The organism is Parabacteroides sp. (assembly GCF_977054455.1).
This window is the reverse complement of record NZ_CDRTCT010000016.1, coordinates 1-17,864: the sequence shown is the minus strand read 5'-3', so window position 1 is coordinate 17,864 and position 17,864 is coordinate 1. Positions and strand designations below refer to the sequence as shown.

The following is a 17,864-nucleotide window of genomic DNA, read 5'->3' as shown; positions in this document are numbered from 1 at the left end:
AGAGCGCAGATGACACACCCCCCTTTTTTATTTCAATCGTTTGTCGATGTCTTCCGGGTTTTGGCTGTTTGGCCAGATATCGGCAATGTAGATTGTGTCTTTCTCTACATAATAGATAATCTTATGATTGCGGTGTTCAACGAAGGAACGATAGTTTTTCTTGTATGCCTTAAGTTCTGGTTCCTCTTTTCCCATATAAGGATTCTGTTCCAATAAAGCAACTACATCATTAATGCCTTGCACAAATTTACTTGCGGCAGAAAATCCCATTTTCTTTTTGTACCAGAGTGTAATGCTTTTATATTTTGCTAAGGCTTTGCGTTTCCAGTGTGTTTTCATTTGAGCCATTCTAATGACATTTTTTTCACATCTTCATGCTTATAATAAACTGGATCAGCTTCGGAGACTTTTAATCTTTCCATTTTCTCTTCATGCGTATAAGGGCGCATTGCATCCTCAATTTCTTCATCACTGATGAGATCGACATCTTTAAGATTCTTTTTCTCGATTTTAACTTGATGATGATCGTGGATAACCCTTTTGACATACTTTTTTACCCTGGCAAAGCTTTCATTGTCAAGGCTGGCAATTTGGTTGAACAGTTCGAGCCGTTCTCCTTGCAAATTCAATGTATTCATGTTTTTACTTATTTTGGTTTTTGTAATATTCGCAAATGTAGTTCTTTTCCGGCAGGAAAGAAATTATTTCATGGGAAATTGGCCGGTGGGACTGTTAAAGCGCGAAGATAGTAGTACGGTGGCTGGTCAACTGTACTCGGCGGGGTGTTGCCCCCTCGAAGCCGGTGCAGTCGTGCCGGCTTCGGTAAAGTTGTTGGCGATTCCCATACCACCCGTACCTCTTATCACCCCAAGTTGCGATCGAGCGTTCTGGCTTTTATAGACTTTTATTGATCTCGTCGATGTAATTAAGGATCTCATCCCTTCCTTCTTTCTTCTCGGAGGAGGAGAGGAGGATGGGAGGAAGTTCTTCCCATGATTCCAATAACTTCGCTTGGTAGGCTTTCAGGTTCTCCTGCAAGCGCCCTCTGCTGATTTTGTCGATCTTAGTGAAGATGAGGGAAAAGGGGATTCCGTTTTCTCCAAGCCATTCCATAAATTCCAAGTCGATCTTTTGCGGTTCGTGACGGCAGTCGATCAGGACAAACAAGTTCGTGAGCTGTTCACGTTCCAGGATATAGTCTTCGATGATCCGCTGGATATTTTCGCGTCCCTCTTTTCCCCGCTGGGCAAAACCATAGCCGGGGAGATCGACCAGATACCATTGCCCGTTGATAAGGAAATGATTGATAAGCATCGTCTTTCCCGGTTTCTGGGAGGTCATGGCAAGCCCCTTTTTGCCGGTCAGCATATTGATAAGGGAGGATTTGCCAACATTGCTTCGCCCGATAAAAGCGTATTCCGGCAGATCACCTGCGGGACATTTCTTTACGTTTGTGTTACTGATAACAAATTCTGCGCTTTTGATTTCCATTCTATCTGTTGTTTATTGATTTATACTCTTCAAACCGAATCCGGGCCTAAAGATAATTGAAATTTCCCATTTTTAATCGAACAAAGCCATAATCCCCAGAAAGTAATAGCTCCGTTCAGCATCAACATCTCATAGCCGAAAACATATCCCGTATGCCGTTTCACCAAATAATCGGTCAGGAAACAGATCAAAGGGGACAGGATGCATATATAAGGAACAAATTTGTCACGGGGAAGTTTTTTCGTAAATAACCCGAACACAAAGAGGCCGAGTAGCGGACCGTATGTATAGGACGCGATCATGTAAATGGCATCGATCACACTCCGGCTATTGATCGCCTTGAACGCGAGTATGATAATGGCAAACAGGACGGAGATCATTAAATGGACCGCCAGGCGGGTGCGTTTGGCGGATTGTGCCTTTTCTTTTTCGACCCCTAAAATATCGATGCAGAAAGAGGTCGTAAGGGCTGTCAAGGCGGAATCGGCACTGCTGAATGCCGCCGCGATGATACCGATCGTGAAGAAGAGCAGGATCGAATGTCCCAATATGCCGGAGGTACAGAACATCGGGAGAATATCGTCGCTCAACGCGGGCAGTTCGATATGCTGCTGCGAGGCGAGCGTCAGCAGAAGGACGCCAAGCGAAAGGAACAGGAAATTGACCGGTGTGAAGGCAAAGCCGTAGGTGTACATATTCTTTTGGGCGTCTTTCAGATTCTTGCAGGAAAGGTTTTTCTGCATCATGTCCTGATCGAGGCCGGTCATTACGATGGTGATGAAGATTCCGCTGAAAAACTGTTTCACGAAATGTTGCGTACTGTGCCAGTCGCCGAACTCGAAGATGCGGAAATGCGGACTGGCCTGCAAAGTCTGTACCATGTCTGCAAAATCCAGTTGCATCTTGTCTTTCACCTGCCAGATAATGACGATCAGCATGGCGACCAGGCATAATGCTTGCAGCGTGTCTGTCCAGATGATGGTTTTGATGCCGCTCCGATAGGTGTAGAGCCAGACCAGGAAAATACTGATAACGACCGTTACGGCGAACGGTATGTCCCAAGCGCTGAATACATAATGTTGCAGGATCAGCACGACCAAATAGAGCCGTGCCGCCGCCCCTACGATCTTGGACAGAAGGAAAAAGGAGGCCCCTGTTTTATAACTATGCCGTCCGATCCGGTCGTCTAAGTACGAATAGATGGTGGTTAGCTGTAGTTTATAATAAAGCGGCAACAACACTTTGGCGATCAGGATATATCCGAAAAAGAACCCTAAGACCGTCTGCATATAGGTCATGTCTATGCTGCGTACCATCCCCGGAACAGAAACGAAAGTGACACCGGAAAGCGATGTCCCGACCATTCCGATCGATACGATGTACCAGGGAGATTTACGGTTGCCGAGGAAAAACGCTTCATTGCTCGAACTTTTCCGCCCCGTGATCCAGGCGATCAGCAGAAGGATTCCGAAATAGGCGGCTATGATAAAGAGGATGATATAGCTATTCATGACTTGTCGTTAATTTGCCGTAAAGATAAGGGTGATTTATGATTTGGACAAACGATCGCAATATTCGGAGGGAGTAAGCCCTTCCAGCTTCTTGAACATGCGGCTGAGATGTTGGGGATATTCGAATCCGAGCTCGTCGGCAACCTGCGTGATACTGGCCCCGGATGCGAGTTCGTTTTTCACCCGTTGGATGACATATTGGCGGATATAATTGCTTGCGGTATCACCTGTCGCCTTTTTGATCATATCTCCGAAATAGTTGGACGACATGCATAATTTGTCGGCACAGTATTGTACGGTCGGTATGCCGAGTGTCAACTGCTTCTTTTCTTCGAAATAATCTCTCAGCAAGGTGTCGAACTTCATGAGTATGTCCGAGTTTTCCAGCTTTCGGGTAATGAATTGCCGGTTATAGAAGCGTTGGCAGAAGTTCAGAACCAGCCCGATATATCCTACTATAATGGTGTTTTGCAGTTCATCGTGCCTTTTTTGCAGTTCGTCCCTTATCTGTTGCATCAAAGAGACGAATATGTCGTGTTCTTCGTCGGTCATGTGTAGGGCTTCATTGACACGGTAATCGAAAAAGGAATAGTCCTTTATGGTCTTTTCCAAAGGGGTGCCGTGCAGTATGTCGGGATGGAAAAGCAACGCCCACCCCGTCAGCATAACCTGTTCGCCGTTATCTTCCTTTCCTCCGATCTGACCGGGGGCCACGCAGATGACGGTTCCTTTCTTGTAATCGTATTTGCCGCATCCGTAAGCCAGGTCTATATCCGATTCATCATGAAAGAAAATGCCATAGACACCGTAATTGTTCAGGCTATGGCGGATGGGTGACACCTTTGCATAGTCGATGACACTGACCAACGGATGCCGGTCTGCGTGTCCGAGATAGTGACTGTAGTCGCTCACGTTTCTTATTTTCAAAATCTTGCTCATAGCATCATGCGGGATTCGATAGATATGTACAAATATATATTATATCAAATGAATAAAATAATATTGATCCATTAAAATCAGTAAAAACGGTACAAACTCCCCACTTATCGTTACATCCGTTTTTTGCGTGGCATGGTAACTTTGCAATACTGAAAAAATAGAAAAAGATGAACGAACTAATAGACATTCCTACAGCATTGTATAACGATGAAGCCGTATGCTTCATTGCAGACCGCTATCATACCACCCCTCAGAAAGTAATGCGATGTTTTCTTGTGCAAGCCGGCTTGGTTCCCGATACGGAAGAGGAAGCCATTGCCTTTCATTTGGAAAACAACGAGATAGAAATATTGCGGGGATTGACTTATTGCAGTCATACATGAAATTAAAAATCGACCTGGTGGGCCATCGGGCCGACCCGTTCACCGAAAGTCAAATAGATAAATAAGCTGATTTATGAAAATGTTATCATTGATTCCCTTGATGTTGCTGGCTGTATTGTCAATGTCAGCTTGCCTGAATCTGGATAAGCAACCCGGTATGTGTGCCAAACTGCCTATGGCAGCCGACGGCATTGTGCGGCTATCGAAAATAGAGGTTTATCCGGAGTATCTTGAAGAATATATAAACTATGCGACCGAAGTTGGCGAGGTCTCCCTGCGTACCGAGCCGGGAGTGCTGACCATGTATGCCGTCAGTGAAAAGGAGAATCCCTGCATGGTTACCATCCTCGAAACGTATGCAAACCAGGAGGCTTATAAATCTCATATCGCATCGGAACATTTTCAAAAGTACAAACAGGGGACGCTGCATATGGTCAAGACGCTTGTCTTATCCGACCAGGTTCCACTCAACCCTGCAAGCCGAATCAATAATTTTATTCAATAAACGCAACGATTATGAATAGATTCTTTTTATTATTAATGTTCAGTATTTTAACATTCAACGTTATGGCACAGGAAAAAATAGTACAGACGGCAGGACGCGACCAGTTGGGAACGTTCGCCCCTAAATTTGCGGAACTCAACGACGACGTCCTCTTCGGCGAGGTATGGAGCCGCACCGACAAGCTCGGTCTGCGTGACCGCAGTTTAGTGACGATCACCTCTCTTATCAGTCAAGGTATAACGGACAATTCGCTCGTTTACCATCTTCAGTCTGCCAAGAAGAACGGCATCACCCGCACGGAGATTGCCGAGATCATTACCCATATCGCTTTCTATGCCGGTTGGCCTAAGGCGTGGGCTGCATTCAACCTCGCAAAAGGCGTGTGGGCCGAAGATACGGCCGGAGAAGATGCTAAAGCCGCTTTCCAGCGCGAGATGATCTTCTCCATTGGCGAACCTAATACGGCCTATGCGCAGTATTTCACCGGTAACAGTTACCTCGCGCCGGTTTCGCGCGAGCAGGTAAATATCTCCAATGTCACTTTCGAGCCGCGTTGCCGCAACAACTGGCATATCCATCGTGCAACGAGTGGCGGCGGACAAATGCTCATCGGCGTAGCCGGCCGCGGCTGGTATCAGGAAGAGGGCAAGCCGGCGGTGGCGATTCTGCCTGGAACGGTCATCCATATCCCGGCAAATGTCAAGCATTGGCATGGTGCTGCCGCCGACAGTTGGTTCGCACATCTTGCGTTCGAGATTTCCGGCGAGAACACCTCCAATGAGTGGCTTGAACCGGTTACGGATGAAGAGTATGGCCTGATTCATCGGTAAAATATTCGTTTTCGTAGGAAAATTTGGGCTTTTTGTCTATTTTGTTTTGCGTATGTTATTAATTTCTTGTTCCTTTGTATCAGCTGGAGCTCGGGAGAGTCAAGGCAACCGGTTCAAAAGACCGGAGACAAATAGGTAAACACAATAAAGAAAAGGCTGCGATCTTCGGATACGCAGCCTTTTTGATTTATGATTTATCACCGACGCATAAATCATAAATTCCTCAATACCTTTTTTCAATAGAAGCTCCGGAAAAGTAGTGGGAGAGAATCTGCCGGTAATCATATCCCTCGTCCGCCATCATGGCGGCCCCGATCTGGCACAACCCTACACCGTGTCCCCAGCCGGCGCCGGTCAGGACGAACCGTCCGGGAATGCCGGATTGCACATCTTCTTTGTCCACGACAAAGGCCGAACTGTACAGATGTGTTTCGGATAAGGTCCGGCGTATCTCCAACTCCTTGCCGATGGTAAAGGTCCGGTGCGTCCCGACAATCTTCAGCATTTCGATACGGCCGGATGTGCCGCGGCTGAGCGGTATCAAATCCAGGATCCGGCCGAAATCGATCCCGCTCTTGCGATGGATCAATCCGGCTAATTCTTCCTGCTTGTAGGATACTTTCCACCGATAAAAGTCTGTCGTTTCCTGATCATAGTTGTTCAGCACCTGGCTGAGAACCTCTTTGTCGGATGTATTGCAAAAAGCGTCGGGAGCGGAGCGAATCCATTTCCGGGCCTCTTCTTCCTGGGTGAGGTCAGGGAAAGTCTTCTCCCGGCTGTCCCGTAGTGCGGTCAGATAGGAGTGGGGGACCGGTTCCCAGCAATGTTCGAACTGTTCCGTCACGCCTCCGCAGCATTTGGAAAAGCGGGCATCGCAGATCGTTTCGCCATCCGTCAGTATCTCGCCTCTTGTCTCGTGGATCACCTTTTGGACGACCGGGTTGGAGGCGCGGGTGATTCCCTGGTAACGCTGGCAATGGTCGTCGGCACAGACATCGAAGATATCATGGTCTTCGCGGTCATACCAGCGCACCAGTTGTTCGTTGTCACGGTAACAGCTTTGCTGCTTCTCCTCTTTGCCGTCCAGACGGAAGTTCTTTTCGATCTGCGCGAGCAGCCAGCTGCGGGAGATGACGGCATGTGCCTTCAGCAGCTCCTTCGAAGCCTGTGCGCTCATTTCCGAGGAGATGACGCTGGTCAGGTATTCTTCGACGTCCACCTGGTTGATGACGACAATGCCATTCCCGCCCGCCACCAGGTTGAAAGCCCCTTTGAAGCATTGGTCTTCCTGCCGTTGCCAGTGGAAGTCATGACCTATAGTGACTGCCTTCAATTCGAAGGACGAGGCGGGGGAGGCGGGTTCAAAGAAGATCTCTTTGAACAACTTGCCATTGAAAACGATATTGCCGTTTACAAATAAAGCGCGCTGTTCCCCCGTCAGGAACTTTCCGGTTTCCGTATGTACATATTCTCCGTGGAATACAAACGAAACGGCCTTTTCCGTCATAATGCCGACATTCACTACAGGTGCTTCCATGGTTTAAATTAAAAATTAAGAATTAAAAAATAAGAAGTGATGATTTTTTTCATTCTTTCTTGGCTTTCAATGAACTTATTGCCAGATAAGCGATTAGCAGGATGTACATCACGACGGCCAGTGCTCCGGCTAAATTGCTTTCCATCCATTCGATGTCAACCAGGTTGATACCGGCGAAACGCATGGCTGCGCTGACGACTCCCATCAAGGCTCCGCCTGCGATGAAACCGGATGCTAACAAAGTCCCTTTTTCCAGACGTGCACTGTTCAGGGCCTGGTCCTTGCTGCGGCTGCCTACATACCAGCTGATGGCGCCTCCGATCAAGAGCGGCGTGTTCAGCTCCAGCGGAATGAACATGCCCAATGCAAATGCCAGCGCCGGAATCTTGCAGAAGTTTAGGACGATGGCCAGTACGGCTCCGATGGCATACAGCGCCCAGGGAGCACCCGAACCGCTCATCAACGGCTCGATGACGGCCGCCATCGCATTGGCTTGCGGAGCGGCCAGTTGTCCGCTTGTGAAACCGTATGTCTGGTTCAGGATCAGGATCACGCCGCCTACGGTTGCTGCCGATACTAAGGTTCCGAGGAACTTCCAGCTTTCCTGCTTGGCAGGTGTGCTGCCGATCCAATATCCGATCTTCAGGTCCGTGATAAAACCGCCTGCCATAGAAAGCGCCGTGCAGACCACACCCCCGATGATCAGTGCCGATACCATGCCGGCTGTCCCTTTCAACCCGACGGCAACCAGAATGATGGAGGCCAGGATCAAGGTCATCAGCGTCATCCCGGATACGGGGTTGGTCCCGACGATGGCAATCGCATTGGCTGCAACGGTTGTGAAGAGGAAAGCGATTATACCGACGATCAACAATCCGATCAGCGCGTAATACCAGTTATCCAGCACGCCGAAGTGGAAGAACAGGTACGTCACGATCAGTGTTGCAAAGATGCCGATGGCGATCACTTTCATCGACAGGTCTTTCTGCGTACGGATCTCTTCCGTCTGCGCAGCCCCCGTTTTCCCTTTCAGCTCTTTGGCGGCCAATCCCACGGCTCCTTTGATGATTCCCCATGACTTGATGATACCGATCACGCCGGCGGTCGCAATGCCTCCGATGCCGATGTGGCGGGCGTAGGTGGTGAAGATCTGTTCCGCACTCATGCTTCCTACCGTCTGCGTAATGGCGTCATTGCCGAATGTCAGGACATCGGCGCCGAAAACGACAGACATCAACGGAATGATTACCAACCACACTAAGAATGATCCGGCACAGATGATGGCCGAATATTTTAATCCGATGATATATCCCAAACCCAACACGGCGGCGCCGGTATTCACCTTGAACACGACTTTCGCCTTGTCGGCCATCATCTCGCCGACACCGACGATGCGCGTGCTGACCGTCTCGCTCCACCAGCCGAAGGTCGCGATGATGAAGTCGTACAGACCTCCGACCAGGCCCGCATAGATAAGCGGCTTCGCCTGGTTGCCTCCCTTCTCGCCGGACACCAATACCTGCGTGGTGGCAGTCGCTTCCGGGAACGGATATTTACCGTGCATGGTCGATACGAAATACTTCCGGAACGGGATCAGGAGCAGGATGCCGAGGATACCGCCCAGGAGGGAGCTCATGAATACTTCGAAGAAGTTGATCGTGATCTCCGGATACTTATCCTGCAAGATGTAGAGGGCGGGCAGCGTAAATATGGCGCCTGCCACGATCACGCCGCTGTTCGCCCCGATAGACTGGATAATGACGTTTTCGCCTAACGCGTTTTTACGTTTGAACCCGCTGGACAATCCTACAGCTATGATCGCGATCGGGATGGCGGCCTCGAATACCTGTCCGACTTTCAGTCCGAGGAAAGCAGCCGCCGCACTGAACAGGACGGCCATGACAAGTCCCCAGAATACGGACCAGGGAGTTACTTCCCGATACTGTTTGTCGGGCGACAGGATGGGTTTATATACCTCACCTTCTTTCAGTTCTCTGTAGGCGTTTTCCGGTAGCCCGCTCACCTTTTCTTCATCTTCTTTCTTCACGGTGTTTATTTATTTAGTTAGATTTAATCAGAATCTGCTTATCGTATGTCGGCTAAGCATCGCAAAGCTACATTATTTCTCTTTAAGAAACAAATGAACCTGATCGTAGCATCTATTCTTGGCTGTATGCCTTATTATTTTGGAATCGGCAAATTTTGTTTGCCTAAAGGCAGAAGAAATCTTCGCCCCTTTCCGGCTTTTATGATTTAGTTGTCCCTGATCGCTCTTGAATTTCATTTTTATATTACCTTTGTACTTAAAGAAGATCAGATTGCGAATGAATCAAAAATATCCATCAGTCTTATTGGAAAACGCCGTGAACGAATTGTCGTCATTGCCGGGAGTGGGGCGGAAGACGGCGCTCAGGCTGGCGCTCTATATGCTTCGCCGGGATGCCGGCTACACGGAAGGGTTTGCGTCCGCGCTGTTGGCGCTTCGCCGGGATGTCAAATATTGTAAGGTCTGCCATAATATATGCGACGACGACGTGTGCTCTATTTGCGCCGACCGCCAGCGTGACCATTCGACGGTCTGCGTGGTCGAGAATATCAAGGAAGTGATGGCGATCGAAAACACGGGGCAGTTCCGTGGCGTTTATCATGTCCTGGGCGGCATTATCTCGCCGATGGACGGGATCGGTCCGGGCGACTTGCAGATCGACAGCCTGGTACAACGGATTGCCGAAGGGGAAGTGAAGGAAGTGGTCCTGGCGCTCAGTACGACGATGGAGGGCGACACGACGAACTTTTTTATCTACCGCAAGCTCTCCTCATACGATGTGAAAATATCGGTCATCGCCCGTGGCGTCTCCATTGGCGACGAAATCGAATATGCCGATGAAATAACGTTGGGGCGTTCCATCGTGAACCGCACCAGCTTCAACGACTCCATCAAACTATAAATCATAAATCCCCATGAAACTCTCAATCATAATTGTCAACTACAATGTAAAGTATTTTCTCGAACAGTGCCTCTGTTCCGTCCGTGCCGCCACCCAGGGGATGGAAGCGGAAGTGCTGGTTGTCGATAATCATTCGACCGACGGTTCGGTCGAATACCTTCGCCCGCGTTTCCCGGAAGTCACTTTCATCGAGAATGAAGATAATCCGGGATTTGCCAAAGCGAACAACCAGGCGATCCGGATCAGCAGCGGAGAGTATGTCCTCCTGCTGAACCCCGACACCCTGATAGGCGAAGATAGCATGCGCTCCCTTTGTTTCTTTATGGACGAACATCCGCAGGCGGGCGGAATCGGGGTGAAGATGCTGGACGGGCACGGCGCTTTCCTGGCGGAGAGCAAGCGGAGTTTCCCTTCTCCCTGGGTCTCTTTCTGCAAGCTGTTCGGGTTGTCGAAGCTGTTCCCTTCTTCCCGCCTGTTTGCCCGCTACAGCCTGCCGTACTTGGATAAGGAGAGGCAGCATAAGGTCGAGGTATTGGCGGGCGCTTTCATGTTCCTTCGCCGTGAAGCGCTGGATAAAGTGGGGCTGTTGGACGAGTCTTTCTTTATGTACGGCGAAGACATCGACCTGTCTTACCGGATTGTGCAGGGAGGCTATGCGAATTATTATATCCCTGAACGTATCCTTCATTATAAAGGAGAAAGCACGAAGCATGGTGATATCAAATATGTAAAAGCCTTTTATGGAGCCATGCTGATATTCTACCGGAAATATTATCCGCATTCCGGTTGGCTGATGGGCATGCTGATCCGTTTGGCCGTTCTGCTGAAAGCGTCCCTTTCTGCCGTCGCCGGTATGTTGGGGCTGAAACGGAAACCCCGGACGAAACATCGCCGCCTGCTGGTGCTTTGCCGGGAGGAAGAGTTTGAGGAGGTGAAAGCAGCCTGTGTGGAACGGATGCCGGATCTGGAATATGTCAATCTCTGGAATCTGAGTGAAGAGCGTGTGATGGATGCTATCTGCCGCCGTAACCAGATGAAGCGCTTTACCGATTTGGCATTCTGCTACCCGGATGCCCGTTTCGAACAGATGCTTTTATTGATGGACAAGATGGTCGATAAAAAGATCAGCTATCATATATATAATAAAGGAAGCAAGCAACTGATCTGATGAAAATGGAATTACTTCAAAACGAAACTGTCCGCCTTCGCGCCCCGGAACCGGAAGATTTGGAACTGCTCTATGCCTGGGAAAACAATCCCGAATGGTGGGAGCTCGGGAATACGTTGGCGCCTTATTCCCGCTACCTTTTGAAAGAATATATAGCGGAATCTCACCGGGATATATTCGATTTGAAGCAATTGCGCCTGATGATCGACCTTTGCTCCACGGGCGCAACGGTCGGCATGCTGGATTTGTACGATTTCGACCCGCATCATCGCAGGGCTGGAGTCGGCATACTGGTCGATCCGCTTTACCAGAAGAACGGACTGGCTACAGAAGCGTTGAACCTATTGATCGAATATGCTTTTTCTTATTTGAAACTACACCAGCTCTTCGTACATATCCCGATAGGGAACGAACCCAGTAAAGCCCTTTTTACCCGTTGCGGCTTTACCGTGACAGGCATACTGACGGACTGGATAACGACTAAAGACGGTTATTCGGATGTCTTGACGATGCAGAAAATCGATGATTAAATTAAAAATTAAGAATTAAAAATTAAAAAATAATACTTGACTCTCATTTTTTAATTCTTAATTTTTAATTTTTAATTTCAATTGAGCGATGGCTCTTTCGGATACTTCGTCCATGTCTCATATTGGCTGCCGAGCGATTCGAGCGATTTTTTCCAGAAGTCTTCCCCTTCGGCGAGCAACACGTTCCGGTTGGAGGCATGGCTTACGACCCATGAATTTTGGTCTATTTCATTGTGCAGTTGTCCTTTCTGCCATCCGGAGTAACCTAAGAAGAATTTTACTTTCCCGTCGACAGGATGCCCGTTCTGGATATAACGTATCAGTGCGTTGAAATCGCCGTCGAAATAGAGGTGATCGTTTATCTTGAGGGAGTTCGGGATAATCAACTCTCCTAAGGAATGAATAAAGAACAGGCGGTTGGCGCTGACCGGGCCGCCTAAATAGATCGGCATTTCCGGAAATTCCTGCAAATCGGCAAAGAAAGTGTTGACCGCTAACTCTGTTTTCTTGTTTAATACAAAGCCCATCGAACCCTCTTGCGTGTGTTCTACCAATAGTACGACGGAACGTTGGAAGTAGGCATCTTGTAAGAAAGGTTCTGATATCAGGATGCTTCCTTGGGCCGGAAGCACGTCATTATGAGTTATTTTGAATATGTTGTTATACATTGCCATGACAGAGTTATGCTTGCTGATTAATAAAACAGCGACAATATATAGCTTTTGGTTTAAAGAAACAAACGAAAAGCCGGACTTTCATGTTAATGAACCATAAATAAAAGCCCGGCTCGTGTTAATTATGCGGTGTGATTCTCTTTGAACAGCTTCAGACGTTCTTCGAGCAAGGCATATTGATGCGGTTTGATAAAAGAAGTACAAGCACGGAGGCCTTCCTGGTTGCTGCCTGTCGTGCTTAGTGAGATGGCGCTTACGCCATAATAAATAAGCTCTTCCATCAGTTCTCCTCCGGTCATTCCCGGATAGGCGATCGTGAAATAGAACCCGTCCGCGATCGGTTGGTCCAGGTCATGGTCGTAGACGATCCGGAAACCGTAATCGGTAAAGATCTTTTTCAGTTTTTCCGCCCGGCGTCCGTATTCTTTTACTTCCGAAATAAAATCGAACGTCCCGTCTGCCGCAGCTTTGAACATCGCTGCCAATGCGAACTGCCCCGAATGGCTTGTGCCCGACGACAGGGCATACAACACGCGGTGGATGTACACGGTTCCGAACGTCCCGCCTCCGTAGCGCTGTGTCAGTCCGGGATAGGCCCGGTGGTACAGCTTGTCGGAGATTGCCGTGACGCCGATGCGCTGGCCGGCATAGCTGAATGCTTTTGAACCTGAAATCTGCAAGATGTAATTATCCGTATAGCGGGCTACAGTTGCCTGGAAAGGCGCTTCAAACGGCTTGCCCAGCGGTTTGCGGAAGTCCATGGCGAAATAGGCGAGGTCTTCGATCACGATCGTGTCGTATTTGTTTGCCATGTCTCCGATGATCTTCAGCTCTTCTTCCGTCAGGCAGAACCAGGCCGGATTGTTGGGGTTGGAGTAGATCATGGCGGCAATGTTTCCTTTGGAGAGATATTGTTCCAATATGTCCCGTAGTTTTTCGCCCCGGTATTCGTACACGTCGAACGATTCGTATTTATAGCCCATGACCGTGATCTGCTGCTTCTGTACAGGGAATCCCGGATCGATAAAGAGGATCGTGTCCTTTCCCGGCGTACATTGTCCGCAGACGAGGAACGAAGCGTATGTCCCCTGCATGGAGCCTGTTACGGGGACGCAGCCTTCCGGCGCTACATCGATATCGATAAATGCCTTGATGAAACGGGATGCTTCCGCTTTTACGTCGGGTGTACCGTTGATATTCGGATAGATGGAGGCGACGCCTTCCTGAAGGGCCTTGATCTCGGCATCGATACCGACCTGAGCCGCTTTCAGTCCGGGAACCCCCATTTCCATATGGATAAATTCTGTTTTAGTCTCTTGTTCGAGTTGTGTGGATATGGCAACGACCTCGCGGATCGTCGCTTTCCCGAAATCGGGAAGTCCGTAGCCATCTATGATCTTTCTGGCTGTCTGATAATCTACCGGAGTATTCTTCATGATTGTTATTGTTTATATGAGGGGCAAAAGTAGAAAAATAATCCATCCGACCTAAATTTTCGCCACGAAACTATTGCAAGATTCGAAATAATCTCTACCTTTGCACCGCAATCGATAGAGATTGCAATACAAAAGTTCCGGTTCGGTAGTTCAGCTGGTTAGAATACATGCCTGTCACGCATGGGGTCGCGGGTTCGAGTCCCGTCCGGACCGCGAAAGCGAATAGCAAATTAAAGCAAAGCTCTGAAATTCAAGGATTTCAGAGCTTTTTCTTTTTCTCCGCTTCGGCAAAAAACAGTAGTCTTAGGCAGTTCTCACGTGGCTTATTCGTGGGACTTTTTGAAAACCGTTTTTGCTCCCACGAATTGACGCATTTGTCTTTGATTGTCAGCTTTTTACGTAGCTGGTTTTTGAGTGTAGCAAACTAATTTTGTACCACTTAAAAATCAAAGAATTATGGGAGCAGTGAAAAGAAACACACTAAGCGTATTATTTATCATCAAGAAAGCGAAACTTCTGAAAAACGGTGAAGCTCCTATTTGTATGCGCATCACCGTAAACAAGCGAGTAGCCGAAGTTATGATTAAACGGAGTATTCCCGTAGATTTATGGAATCAGAAAAAGGAATGTTCCAAAGGAAAAGACCGTGTAGCCACAGAACTAAACCTCTATATTAATACGGTTCGTGCCAAAGTATTGCAGATACACCGCGAACTGGAAATAGACAACAAGCCAATAACAGCTGATATAATAAAAGATTGTTTCTACGGACGGGACAAAGTACAACGTAGTTTATTGGAAGTTTATGCGGAGCATAACGAGAAATGCCGTGCCCTGATTGGCAAAGAATATACGAAAAGCACAGTTACCAAGTTTGATACGTCCATAAATCGACTGAAAGAATATATCCGCAGTTGTTACCACCGTGATGATATAATGCTGGCAGAACTGGACGGGCAGTTTATCCGTGACTTTGATTTTTGGCTAAAAACAGAGAAGCATTGCCAAAACAATTCCGCATTGAAACATTTGAAGAATTTGAAAAAGGTTGTTCGCATTGCTTTGGCTAATGACTGGATAAAGAAAGACCCGTTTTACGGCATCCACTTCAAGCAGGAGGAAGTAAATGTAGAGTTCCTTTCACGTGAAGAACTGGATATTCTAATGAACAAGGAATTTGCTATCCAACGGCTGGAGCAGATAAGGGATATTTTTGTCTTTTGCTGTTTTACTGCTCTTGCTTTCGTTGATGTGCAGCAGTTAAGCCGTGAACACCTAACAAAAGACAATAACGGTGCTTTATGGATACGCAAGGCACGACAAAAGACTAATCAAATGTGTAATATTCCTGTTTTATCCATTCCTCAAAGGATATTGAGGAAATATGAAGATAATGCAGAGTGTATAAAGAAAGGTGTACTTTTGCCTGTAATCAGTAATCAGCGCATGAATGCTTACTTAAAAGAAATCGCTGATTTATGCGGCATTACCAAACGCCTGACCACGCATGTTGCAAGACATACGGCGGCTACTGTTGTTTTTCTTGCCAATGATGTATCAATGGAAAATGTGTCTAAAATCTTGGGACATTCCAATATCAGAATGACACAGCATTATGCAAAAGTTTTGGATAGTTCTATTATGCGTGATATGGCAAATGTAGAGAGAAATTTTATAGGAAAATAGTTTTTAATTATTAACTTTGTCTCAAAAGAAATAATATGAAGTGTTTTGTTATAATGCCTATATCTGATACAGACGATTATCCAAGTGGACATTTTAATAGAGTTTATCTGCATCTTCTTAGACCTGCAATTGAAAAGGCAGGATTTGAAGCAACAAGAGCAGATGAAATTCAGGAGACTAATTTTATAGTATTAGATATAGTTCAGCATCTTTTGAGTGCTGAAATGTGTATCTGTGATTTGAGTTCTAAAAATCCAAATGTGTTATATGAATTAGGCATAAGGCAGGCTTTTAACTTACCTGTTTGTTTAATTAAGGATGATTTAACAAGTCGTATTTTTGATATACAAGGATTTAGGGATTGTGAATATTCTAGTTCACTAAGAATAGATGAAGTTCAAAACGAAATAGATATTATAGCTGCTAATATAAAATCAACATATTCTACTAAAGAAACAAATATTAATTCTTTAGTATCTTTATTAGGCGTTTCTACTGCTACACTGGAAGCAAATATACATTTATCGCCTGAAATTACTTATGTAACAGAAATGATAAAAGACCTAACTTCAAAAATAACCAATTTGCAAGAAAGACTTCCAAATACATCCTCTGAGATACATTACATAAACCAAAAGTGCGCATTAGCTATAGGTGATAATGTTATACATGAAAGATTTGGAAAAGGATTTATAAAAGATATTTTAAAATCAGGTCGAGACGAAGTGGTGAAAGTTGATTTTGAGAACTTCGGGGAAAAATCCTTAATGACAAGGTTTGCAAAATTGCAGAAAGAAGTATAGTACTTTTTCCGAAGCTGAATAAAACATTAACAAAGGTAAGCTCCGTATTCCGTCCGTTCAAGTCCAAGCCCTATGGGTTTAACTAAAAATCTCCACACCTGCGCTGCGCTCCGGGTTGTATTTTTAGTTAAAGACTTGCACAGACGAAATACTACACTAATAAAGTTAATGCTCTTAGTCAGTTTCGGAAAAAAATGTGTGTTTTTAAGGATGGAGGTTATTCCTGCCGTTCTTTATTATAGTAGGTCTGCAAAAGCCTTTTTATATCGCTTTGACGGTAGATTATTTTGCCTTTTATCTGAATGTAAGGGATAACGCCCGTATCTCTCCATTCTTGCAGCGTGCGGATGCTTACTTTCAGGCATTTGGCTGCTTCCCGGTTGCTTAGAAACTTTTCACCGTTCAAATGTGGTCTGTTTTCCTTTGCCAGTCGGCTGATACCGTCTAATATTCTATCCATAGACTAAAAGAAGTCCCTAATTATTTCACTATTGCCATTTATCAGTTCCATATTGCTATATCGTTATATTGATTGATAATTCGTTTGAATGATTGACAGACATACACCTGTCAGTTACGCAGATACTCACCATAGTAAAATATGGAAATACTATCTTTTACCGCATCATAGCCGATATAAAGCCGTTTAAAGGCTTCAACGATGAAGTAACGGTCATCTTCTTTCTGTATCTCGTAAACGGCTGGTTTCGCCTGTCCGTTATCAGATACATGGAGCATCGAAAGGAAATACTTTTTCTTGCTTGGGTATATCATCACCGTAGGATGAAGGTTTAAACTTTCCCAAATTCCGACAATAGCAGACAATTTGAATGACTGGTTTATTTCCGTATTATTTTCTTCTTTCTTTTCCATAGGACAATATTTATTTATTTATTGTTTGATTTATAATTCGTTATCTTGTTTTCCATACATTCTGCAATCAGTCTTTCAATATCGGCAGATTTATAGTACAGCTTGTTACCTATTTGGGAGTAGCCCAGTTTACCGCTATCCCGGTAGTTCTGCAAACTTCGGATGCTGATACCGAGCAGGGCACACACTTCACGACCTGACAGCCATTCATCTGGCTGACGGGTATTCTCTTTGCAAATCCGTTCCACCTGACTGGCGAAGCCGGAAAACCGACCGCACACCTGTTTAAAGGTCTGTTCCTCAATAGTATGATATTCATAGGTTTTTTTCTTTTGGCTGGTTGAATATTCCTTTTTGCATTTCTTCCCGATAGAGAGCCGAAAGAACATCATTGTGTGTATTCAAATGTTCTTCCAGTACGTTATCTGTAGATAATAACTGAAAAGTACTCCACTAAAATAATTGAAAAGTATCCCACCCGTTGGATAGAACTTTAGGGCTATCGCATATAAAAGTCTGAGTTTTATCTACACTAATTAACATTATAAAT

At 46.3% G+C, this 17,864-nt stretch carries 19 protein-coding genes, 1 tRNA gene and 1 pseudogene; 9 read left to right on the top strand and 12 right to left on the bottom strand.

Features of this window, described 5'->3' with window-relative positions; all coding sequences use genetic code 11:
- Positions 1 to 27: 27 nt before the first annotated feature.
- The 5 genes from ACW6QF_RS09515 to ACW6QF_RS09495 all read right to left on the bottom strand — a co-directional run bounded on the left by ACW6QF_RS09515 (position 28) and on the right by ACW6QF_RS09495 (position 3,914).
- Entirely contained in the window at positions 28 to 348 is a 321-nt protein-coding gene (locus tag ACW6QF_RS09515) for a type II toxin-antitoxin system RelE/ParE family toxin (RefSeq protein WP_298548435.1), read from the bottom strand.
- Positions 336 to 638 (bottom strand): hypothetical protein, encoded by a 303-nt coding sequence (locus tag ACW6QF_RS09510; RefSeq protein WP_298548433.1) that lies wholly within the window; start codon positions 636 to 638, stop codon positions 336 to 338. Before ACW6QF_RS09510 ends, ACW6QF_RS09515 begins: the two co-directional genes overlap by 13 nt.
- A 256-nt stretch (positions 639 to 894) precedes the next feature.
- The gene (gene yihA, locus ACW6QF_RS09505) at positions 895 to 1,491 is read right to left on the bottom strand and encodes a ribosome biogenesis GTP-binding protein YihA/YsxC (RefSeq protein WP_456087632.1); all 597 of its coding nucleotides are present in this window, start codon (positions 1,489 to 1,491) and stop codon (positions 895 to 897) included.
- Between the two features lie 29 nt (positions 1,492 to 1,520).
- Positions 1,521 to 3,002 carry a sodium:solute symporter gene (locus tag ACW6QF_RS09500; protein WP_456087631.1) on the bottom strand — a complete coding sequence of 494 codons (1,482 nt, stop codon included), beginning with the start codon at positions 3,000 to 3,002 and terminating at the stop codon, positions 1,521 to 1,523.
- A gap of 36 nt (positions 3,003 to 3,038) precedes the next feature.
- Positions 3,039 to 3,914, bottom strand: a complete 876-nt coding sequence (locus ACW6QF_RS09495) for a helix-turn-helix domain-containing protein (RefSeq protein ID WP_456087630.1) — start codon at positions 3,912 to 3,914, stop codon at positions 3,039 to 3,041.
- 194 nt (positions 3,915 to 4,108) lie between these two features.
- Between ACW6QF_RS09495 and ACW6QF_RS09490 the strand changes: the two genes are divergently transcribed.
- The 3 genes and pseudogenes from ACW6QF_RS09490 (at position 4,109) to ACW6QF_RS09480 (ending at position 5,659) form a co-directional block, all read left to right on the top strand.
- On the top strand, positions 4,109 to 4,324 hold the full coding sequence (locus ACW6QF_RS09490) for a hypothetical protein (protein ID WP_186929831.1): 216 nt from the start codon (positions 4,109 to 4,111) through the stop codon (positions 4,322 to 4,324).
- Between the two features lie 130 nt (positions 4,325 to 4,454).
- Positions 4,455 to 4,829: pseudogene (locus ACW6QF_RS09485) on the top strand (putative quinol monooxygenase); the annotation flags it as partial.
- 11 nt (positions 4,830 to 4,840) lie between these two features.
- Positions 4,841 to 5,659, top strand: coding sequence for a carboxymuconolactone decarboxylase family protein (locus ACW6QF_RS09480; RefSeq protein ID WP_456087629.1), 819 nt, complete (start codon positions 4,841 to 4,843; stop codon positions 5,657 to 5,659).
- A 223-nt stretch (positions 5,660 to 5,882) separates the two neighbouring features.
- Here ACW6QF_RS09480 and ACW6QF_RS09475 read toward each other — a convergent pair whose 3' ends face one another.
- A complete protein-coding gene (locus ACW6QF_RS09475) occupies positions 5,883 to 7,196 on the bottom strand; it encodes a SpoIID/LytB domain-containing protein (RefSeq protein ID WP_456087628.1) in 1,314 nt (437 codons plus the stop codon).
- Positions 7,197 to 7,245: 49 nt separating this feature from the next.
- Positions 7,246 to 9,243, bottom strand: a complete 1,998-nt coding sequence (locus tag ACW6QF_RS09470; RefSeq protein WP_456087627.1) for an OPT family oligopeptide transporter — start codon at positions 9,241 to 9,243, stop codon at positions 7,246 to 7,248.
- Between the two features lie 277 nt (positions 9,244 to 9,520).
- On the opposite strand from ACW6QF_RS09470, the gene recR reads away from it, so the two are divergent.
- The 3 genes from recR to ACW6QF_RS09455 are packed head-to-tail and all read left to right on the top strand — an operon-like array spanning position 9,521 to position 11,842.
- Positions 9,521 to 10,144 carry a recombination mediator RecR gene (gene recR / locus ACW6QF_RS09465; protein ID WP_456087626.1) on the top strand — a complete coding sequence of 208 codons (624 nt, stop codon included), beginning with the start codon at positions 9,521 to 9,523 and terminating at the stop codon, positions 10,142 to 10,144.
- Positions 10,145 to 10,157: 13 nt separating this feature from the next.
- A complete protein-coding gene (locus ACW6QF_RS09460) occupies positions 10,158 to 11,312 on the top strand; it encodes a glycosyltransferase family 2 protein (protein WP_456087625.1) in 1,155 nt (384 codons plus the stop codon).
- A gap of 5 nt (positions 11,313 to 11,317) precedes the next feature.
- Positions 11,318 to 11,842, top strand: a complete 525-nt coding sequence (locus ACW6QF_RS09455) for a GNAT family N-acetyltransferase (RefSeq protein ID WP_456087684.1) — start codon at positions 11,318 to 11,320, stop codon at positions 11,840 to 11,842.
- A 77-nt stretch (positions 11,843 to 11,919) separates the two neighbouring features.
- Here ACW6QF_RS09455 and ACW6QF_RS09450 read toward each other — a convergent pair whose 3' ends face one another.
- Both ACW6QF_RS09450 and ACW6QF_RS09445 read right to left on the bottom strand, forming a co-directional pair.
- Positions 11,920 to 12,516, bottom strand: coding sequence for a YqgE/AlgH family protein (locus ACW6QF_RS09450; RefSeq protein ID WP_308573056.1), 597 nt, complete (start codon positions 12,514 to 12,516; stop codon positions 11,920 to 11,922).
- 122 nt (positions 12,517 to 12,638) lie between these two features.
- A complete protein-coding gene (locus ACW6QF_RS09445; protein WP_298548403.1) occupies positions 12,639 to 13,952 on the bottom strand; it encodes a pyridoxal phosphate-dependent aminotransferase in 1,314 nt (437 codons plus the stop codon).
- A 139-nt stretch (positions 13,953 to 14,091) separates the two neighbouring features.
- On the opposite strand from ACW6QF_RS09445, the gene ACW6QF_RS09440 reads away from it, so the two are divergent.
- The 3 genes from ACW6QF_RS09440 (at position 14,092) to ACW6QF_RS09430 (ending at position 16,441) form a co-directional block, all read left to right on the top strand.
- Positions 14,092 to 14,165 (top strand) — tRNA-Asp (locus tag ACW6QF_RS09440).
- Positions 14,166 to 14,408: 243 nt separating this feature from the next.
- On the top strand, positions 14,409 to 15,638 hold the full coding sequence (locus ACW6QF_RS09435; RefSeq protein WP_456087624.1) for a site-specific integrase: 1,230 nt from the start codon (positions 14,409 to 14,411) through the stop codon (positions 15,636 to 15,638).
- Positions 15,639 to 15,673: 35 nt separating this feature from the next.
- Positions 15,674 to 16,441 carry a hypothetical protein gene (locus ACW6QF_RS09430; protein WP_025830704.1) on the top strand — a complete coding sequence of 256 codons (768 nt, stop codon included), beginning with the start codon at positions 15,674 to 15,676 and terminating at the stop codon, positions 16,439 to 16,441.
- Positions 16,442 to 16,658: 217 nt separating this feature from the next.
- Here ACW6QF_RS09430 and ACW6QF_RS09425 read toward each other — a convergent pair whose 3' ends face one another.
- The 3 genes from ACW6QF_RS09425 to ACW6QF_RS09415 form a co-directional block, all read right to left on the bottom strand.
- On the bottom strand, positions 16,659 to 16,901 hold the full coding sequence (locus ACW6QF_RS09425; protein ID WP_456087623.1) for a helix-turn-helix domain-containing protein: 243 nt from the start codon (positions 16,899 to 16,901) through the stop codon (positions 16,659 to 16,661).
- Between the two features lie 110 nt (positions 16,902 to 17,011).
- On the bottom strand, positions 17,012 to 17,314 hold the full coding sequence (locus tag ACW6QF_RS09420; protein ID WP_456087622.1) for a DUF3876 domain-containing protein: 303 nt from the start codon (positions 17,312 to 17,314) through the stop codon (positions 17,012 to 17,014).
- A gap of 14 nt (positions 17,315 to 17,328) precedes the next feature.
- Positions 17,329 to 17,706 carry a helix-turn-helix domain-containing protein gene (locus ACW6QF_RS09415; protein WP_456087621.1) on the bottom strand — a complete coding sequence of 126 codons (378 nt, stop codon included), beginning with the start codon at positions 17,704 to 17,706 and terminating at the stop codon, positions 17,329 to 17,331.
- Between the last annotated feature and the right edge of the window lie 158 nt (positions 17,707 to 17,864).

What these genes read in the sequence shown, in the direction of transcription:
- ACW6QF_RS09475 (WP_456087628.1), bottom strand. Translation starts at nt 7,196, where the DNA reads ATGGAAGCACCTGTAGTGAATGTCGGCATTATGACGGAAAAGGCCGTT.
- ACW6QF_RS09415 (WP_456087621.1), bottom strand. Translation starts at nt 17,706, where the DNA reads ATGATGTTCTTTCGGCTCTCTATCGGGAAGAAATGCAAAAAGGAATAT.
- ACW6QF_RS09500 (WP_456087631.1), bottom strand. Translation starts at nt 3,002, where the DNA reads ATGAATAGCTATATCATCCTCTTTATCATAGCCGCCTATTTCGGAATC.
- ACW6QF_RS09420 (WP_456087622.1), bottom strand. Translation starts at nt 17,314, where the DNA reads ATGGAAAAGAAAGAAGAAAATAATACGGAAATAAACCAGTCATTCAAA.
- ACW6QF_RS09515 (WP_298548435.1), bottom strand. Translation starts at nt 348, where the DNA reads ATGGCTCAAATGAAAACACACTGGAAACGCAAAGCCTTAGCAAAATAT.
- ACW6QF_RS09510 (WP_298548433.1), bottom strand. Translation starts at nt 638, where the DNA reads ATGAATACATTGAATTTGCAAGGAGAACGGCTCGAACTGTTCAACCAA.
- yihA (WP_456087632.1), bottom strand. Translation starts at nt 1,491, where the DNA reads ATGGAAATCAAAAGCGCAGAATTTGTTATCAGTAACACAAACGTAAAG.
- ACW6QF_RS09435 (WP_456087624.1), top strand. Translation starts at nt 14,409, where the DNA reads ATGGGAGCAGTGAAAAGAAACACACTAAGCGTATTATTTATCATCAAG.
- ACW6QF_RS09430 (WP_025830704.1), top strand. Translation starts at nt 15,674, where the DNA reads ATGAAGTGTTTTGTTATAATGCCTATATCTGATACAGACGATTATCCA.
- ACW6QF_RS09445 (WP_298548403.1), bottom strand. Translation starts at nt 13,952, where the DNA reads ATGAAGAATACTCCGGTAGATTATCAGACAGCCAGAAAGATCATAGAT.
- ACW6QF_RS09450 (WP_308573056.1), bottom strand. Translation starts at nt 12,516, where the DNA reads ATGGCAATGTATAACAACATATTCAAAATAACTCATAATGACGTGCTT.
- ACW6QF_RS09460 (WP_456087625.1), top strand. Translation starts at nt 10,158, where the DNA reads ATGAAACTCTCAATCATAATTGTCAACTACAATGTAAAGTATTTTCTC.
- ACW6QF_RS09455 (WP_456087684.1), top strand. Translation starts at nt 11,318, where the DNA reads ATGGAATTACTTCAAAACGAAACTGTCCGCCTTCGCGCCCCGGAACCG.
- ACW6QF_RS09490 (WP_186929831.1), top strand. Translation starts at nt 4,109, where the DNA reads ATGAACGAACTAATAGACATTCCTACAGCATTGTATAACGATGAAGCC.
- ACW6QF_RS09480 (WP_456087629.1), top strand. Translation starts at nt 4,841, where the DNA reads ATGAATAGATTCTTTTTATTATTAATGTTCAGTATTTTAACATTCAAC.
- ACW6QF_RS09425 (WP_456087623.1), bottom strand. Translation starts at nt 16,901, where the DNA reads ATGGATAGAATATTAGACGGTATCAGCCGACTGGCAAAGGAAAACAGA.
- recR (WP_456087626.1), top strand. Translation starts at nt 9,521, where the DNA reads ATGAATCAAAAATATCCATCAGTCTTATTGGAAAACGCCGTGAACGAA.